Below are 4,307 nucleotides of genomic sequence, written 5' to 3'. Positions count from 1 at the left end.
TTTCTGCCAAGTTCCAAAGCTCGTTGCGCTCAATCTTTAAATCGTTTGGGGTGTGAAGTCGGGTGTGCGCCACACCCTTTCGTTTCGTGTAGTCGTGTTCTTTGCCTGTGCGTTCATCTTTGATAGCGATACCGGCACGATAAGCAATAGACGCAGTGGCGGTTCTTCCGCTACTGCGTGATACTGGCTTAGTCGATAGGTGATAGATTGCCATTTATAAAAGACCGCTATACATCGTATGTTGTTCAATTGCACTTATTTTTTCAAGTAGTGCGCTCATTTGTAATTTGCAACGCTTGTAATATTCTATTTCGTCTTGCTCTACTAAGCTCTTTTGATGATTAGAGTCGTCCAATCCTAGTAGGCAACTTTTAATTAATTTAAGGTCACTTAAAGACAAGTCTTTATATTTTTTACTATCAAGGTCGGGCGATTGGATTTTTAAACGCAACTCAAACAGCGTTACATTGATATCCTGATAGTATTTTCTCGTTAGTTCTTCCCTAGTGCCTGAGCCACTTCTATCATTTTCTTTCATCATATTTCTCAGACTATCGTCAATTAGCTTCCGGTCATAGTCTTCTAATTCTATATAGTTGCTCATTGAATTCTCTTGTGTTTTGGGGGTTAAGGGGGCTTCCCCATTACGAAATGAGAAAACTATCTATACTGTAACGTAGTGGAATGTTAGCATAGTTTTCGTAAGTTCGCTCTTAGTCAGAGGGACACAACCATATCACGTTAAAAAAGATAGGTTTTTTAATTATATATAATACTCATTTTGGTTTTATTCTTGTACTTAGGAATGTTGCAATCACTAAGAAAACTACTAATATGGATGTAAGTAGTGGTTGCTCCTGATTGCTTTTTTGAATAAATAAAATATAAAAAAGCAACCCAACACCAACTAATATAAAAATGGATAAAATATTTCTTTTCATTTAAAAAACTCTTCAAGGAGTAGGTAATATGGCTGATATTAAAAAACTAGAACAAAAAAGACAAGAAGCATTAGACAAAGCCAATCGAATGAAACAGCAAATTGATAAGGCTCTCAACGGTCAAAAATTTGTACTTGGGGGTATGTTGATGAAGATTGCCGAAGATGAACCTGACAGAATACCGCAAATTTTAGCTGATATTGAAAAATATGTGACTAGAAAAGCCGATATTAGCCGTTTAGAGGGCTTTAAATCTGAAATAGGTAGTAAGGTGGCAGAAAGTAGTAATCAAAGCAATATGAGCCAAAATAGAGCTGTTTATGACGATAATATACAATCATCATTACTAGATAATTAACTATTGGTTGAGATTAGCCTTTGTTAGTTAGGTAAAGTTCGTTTTATTGTCAGGAATTTGTCGCCTTATAAAGCTAGAAAGTTTGCTATCAAAGGGTTTTAGCTCTATTTGAATACGTTTACCCTGCTCTGTTTGGTTCTAACAGACCTAATCAGACAACCGTATTTTCTAGTTTTTCATGTGGCTTTTCTTCTGTTTGTTTTCTTAGTTATCAACAACCAAAAATGTTTTTAATGTTTTTAAATGCTTTTAAAAGCTTTTAGCCCCTATACAGACCTTTAGTAGCAAGGGTTTCAGAGTCCATAAGACGAGGTTTACCTGACAATAAGACGAGGTTTACCTGACAATAAGACGAGGTTTACCTGACAATAAGACGAGGTTTACCTGACAAATAACGAAAGGATTATTTGCTTTGTTATAACGAACAGTATATATTTTTCGTTATAAATTAAAAAGGAGCATTGAATGTCTAACCTTGTTGTGAAGACCAACCGTTTAAATACTGCTACACAAAACCTATCACTTACTGAAGTTCGCATCATGCAATTAGCTATTGTTGATGCAAGGGAAACAGGGTTAGGGCTAACATCAGACAGTCCTCTTACTATATCTTCATCAAGATATGCTGAAGCCTTTGGAGTGACAAGACAAACAGCATACGAAGTTATACTAAAAGCTGAAAAAACCTTATTTGACCGCCGTTTCTCATTCCTTGATGACGATGACAAAATGGTTAAATCTCGTTGGGTTCAACGTGTCAAATACCTTGATGATGAAGCTAGTATTGAAGTAATACTAACCTATGATGTAGTTAAGGAAGTCACACGTATAGATGGATATGAGCAATTTTTTACGCAATACCTGCTAGAACAAACGGCTCACATGAATAGTGCCTACTCTGTGCGCTTGTATGAACTGCTGGTGCAATGGAAGACTGCTAAGAAAACACCAGTATTTAATATTGAAGTATTTAGAGAGCAATTAGGTGTTGAGCCTACTGAATACAACCGAATATATGACTTTAAAAAGAATGTAGTTGACCTTGCAGTTAATGAGATAAACCAAAAAACAGACCTTAAAGTTAGTTATGAGCAAAAGAAAAAAGGGCGTAAGATTGTTGGATTTGAGTTCGCTGTTTTAACCAATAAAAAGACAAATAAAAAAGAAGTGGGTATTGAGCGTGATGCTAATACTGCGGATATGTTCACCATTGACGGCTTAACAGACAAGCAGCTGAAGCGCATTGTTCTTCATAAAGAATTTATCAGCACTTATGGGGGTTTGGCGACTGGTGACAATGGGCGTGACTGGAAGTTGTTTACTGAATTTATGGTGAATGAGATTAAGAAAAACCCTAGCAACTTTAGTAAGAAAAAACCCATTAGAGAATATTTAAACGGTAAAGATGATGATTACCAGTATGCTTAACGGTTTGAGATAGAAGCGGATCTGAATGGGGGCTGTTTCCCATTAAGACCCGTTTCTATCTGTTAAATCTCTAAGTGAGGTGCTTGTGATTGTTTTATCCGTAGGTCGGACTTCGCTGTTATGTCCTTGCCCCAATTGGTTGCCCTGACTGCTACTAACTGGCGGTAATTCTCGTCCTCGCTCATTTGTATGGCGTTCAGTGCTGACCTGTCTAACCAGTCTTGCACTAAATCCGTTTTATCTTCGTTATCGCTCATATCTCTATCGCTCCATGCCTTTATTTTTGCTCTGACTGGTACGCACTCGTAGCTGTTCCACCTTTGGTTCTTGCTGCTTCTGCTGCTCTTTGTATTCTTTGATAGCTTGTTGACCTTGCTGTGCTTCTTGCACTGTCTGCGGTTCGTTTTTGGCTATCCAGTCTTTAGCGTGTTGCTTGTATTTTCCTCTATCTTGAACCTCTTTAACGCTTATTTGGCGTTCTAGGCTTCGCAATACCGTCCGTTTTTCTAACTGCTGCTTTGACCACGTTTTTTCTCTCGTAGTAAAAGGTTTTTTTGCGGTATCGTAGGCTTGCTGAAGCTCGGCTAACTCTTTTTTCAAGGGTTTAAGACTTAGTTGTTCAAACTGCTTTTCAATGTTTGCAAGCCTTGTTTCATAAGCGTTTACAGCTTTCTCACCCTTCACGGCTTGGGCGTGTAGCTCTTGTGAGTTCTGAAGCAATAGCTCTTTAGCTTGCTGCTGAAGTTGGGCTTCTCGTTCAGCTTTTAGTTTGGATTGTTGATGTTCAGCAATTCTTCTATCCGCTTGGTCGATTGCGCTAGCTGAAGCGTTAATCTCTCGTTCTGCTCCCTCAATTCCTTGTTGGCTGTCATTAACTCTTTCGTTGACCTGTCTAGCTCTTTTATCTGCCCAAGCTGTGTTGTATGTTGCGCTCTCAATGAGTTTAACTGCTCTTTCAATTGCTTCTCTAAGTCTGTCATTACTCTGCACTCTCTGCTCTGTGACGGCGTTCAGGCTCTTTTCAATAATCGCTAGCTGCTGCATTGCATGGTTATATTCTTCAACCTTGCGGTTATAGTCGCCTGTCGAGGTCTTAATGCCTTTGCGCTCTAGGGCTGACGCTTCCCAACCTAGTTTTTTGGTGGGTAGTTGCTCTAACCCTCTGTCTTTATGGCTTCTGTGGTCAATTCGGGCATCAATCTTGGCTTCTTTGAGGTGCTTATTGGTGATATTAGCCCACTGCTCACGGATTGCCTTTAATTCTTCCCTAGCACTTGGTAAACCACGCTCTTTAAGCTGGGTATTGCTCATTTCTAGCTGTGATTTGCTGGTTAAAGCGACTCTGCCACTCTCCAAGCGTTCCAGCTTGCGTGTGGTCAACATAATATGGGCGTGATGGTTGCGGTTGTCGCCCTGTGCATCAGGCGTATGTATTGCCACATCAACGGCAACACCGTATTGATTGGCTAAGTCCTTAGCGAAGTCATTAACAAGCATCATCCGCAAACGCCCTGATAGTTCATGGGGTAGATTAACGACTATCTCTCTTGCGGTTCTGCTGTTCTTTCTCGTTTCGGTGG

General features: G+C 39.5%; 6 protein-coding genes. 2 read left to right on the top strand and 4 right to left on the bottom strand.

The features are described from left to right. Both JMV76_RS14525 and JMV76_RS14520 read right to left on the bottom strand, forming a co-directional pair. A partial coding sequence (locus tag JMV76_RS14525) for a MobA/MobL family protein (protein WP_201503174.1) occupies positions 1-214 on the bottom strand: 214 nt, incomplete at its 3' end. Beyond that, the gene (locus JMV76_RS14520; RefSeq protein WP_201503173.1) at positions 215-604 is read right to left on the bottom strand and encodes a hypothetical protein; all 390 of its coding nucleotides are present in this window, start codon (positions 602-604) and stop codon (positions 215-217) included. Positions 605-969: 365 nt separating this feature from the next. Here JMV76_RS14520 and JMV76_RS14515 point away from each other — a divergent pair, with 365 nt between their 5' ends. After that, on the top strand, positions 970-1,299 hold the full coding sequence (locus JMV76_RS14515; RefSeq protein ID WP_201503172.1) for a hypothetical protein: 330 nt from the start codon (positions 970-972) through the stop codon (positions 1,297-1,299). A 465-nt stretch (positions 1,300-1,764) separates the two neighbouring features. Then, positions 1,765-2,727 (top strand): replication initiation protein RepM, encoded by a 963-nt coding sequence (gene repM, locus JMV76_RS14510; RefSeq protein ID WP_201503171.1) that lies wholly within the window; start codon positions 1,765-1,767, stop codon positions 2,725-2,727. Between the two features lie 62 nt (positions 2,728-2,789). On the opposite strand, the gene JMV76_RS14505 is transcribed toward repM, so the two are convergent. Continuing rightward, on the bottom strand, positions 2,790-2,984 hold the full coding sequence (locus JMV76_RS14505) for a hypothetical protein (RefSeq protein ID WP_192524953.1): 195 nt from the start codon (positions 2,982-2,984) through the stop codon (positions 2,790-2,792). Between the two features lie 4 nt (positions 2,985-2,988). After that, positions 2,989-4,307 (bottom strand): MobA/MobL family protein (locus tag JMV76_RS14500; RefSeq protein WP_201503170.1); only part of this gene is annotated, 1,319 nt, incomplete at its 5' end.

Origin of the sequence: Psychrobacter cibarius (assembly GCF_904845955.1) — a bacterium.
Taxonomy (GTDB): domain Bacteria; phylum Pseudomonadota; class Gammaproteobacteria; order Pseudomonadales; family Moraxellaceae; genus Psychrobacter; species Psychrobacter cibarius_B.
The sequence above is the reverse complement of the archived record's forward strand: the minus strand, read 5'-3'. Positions and strand labels throughout refer to the sequence as shown.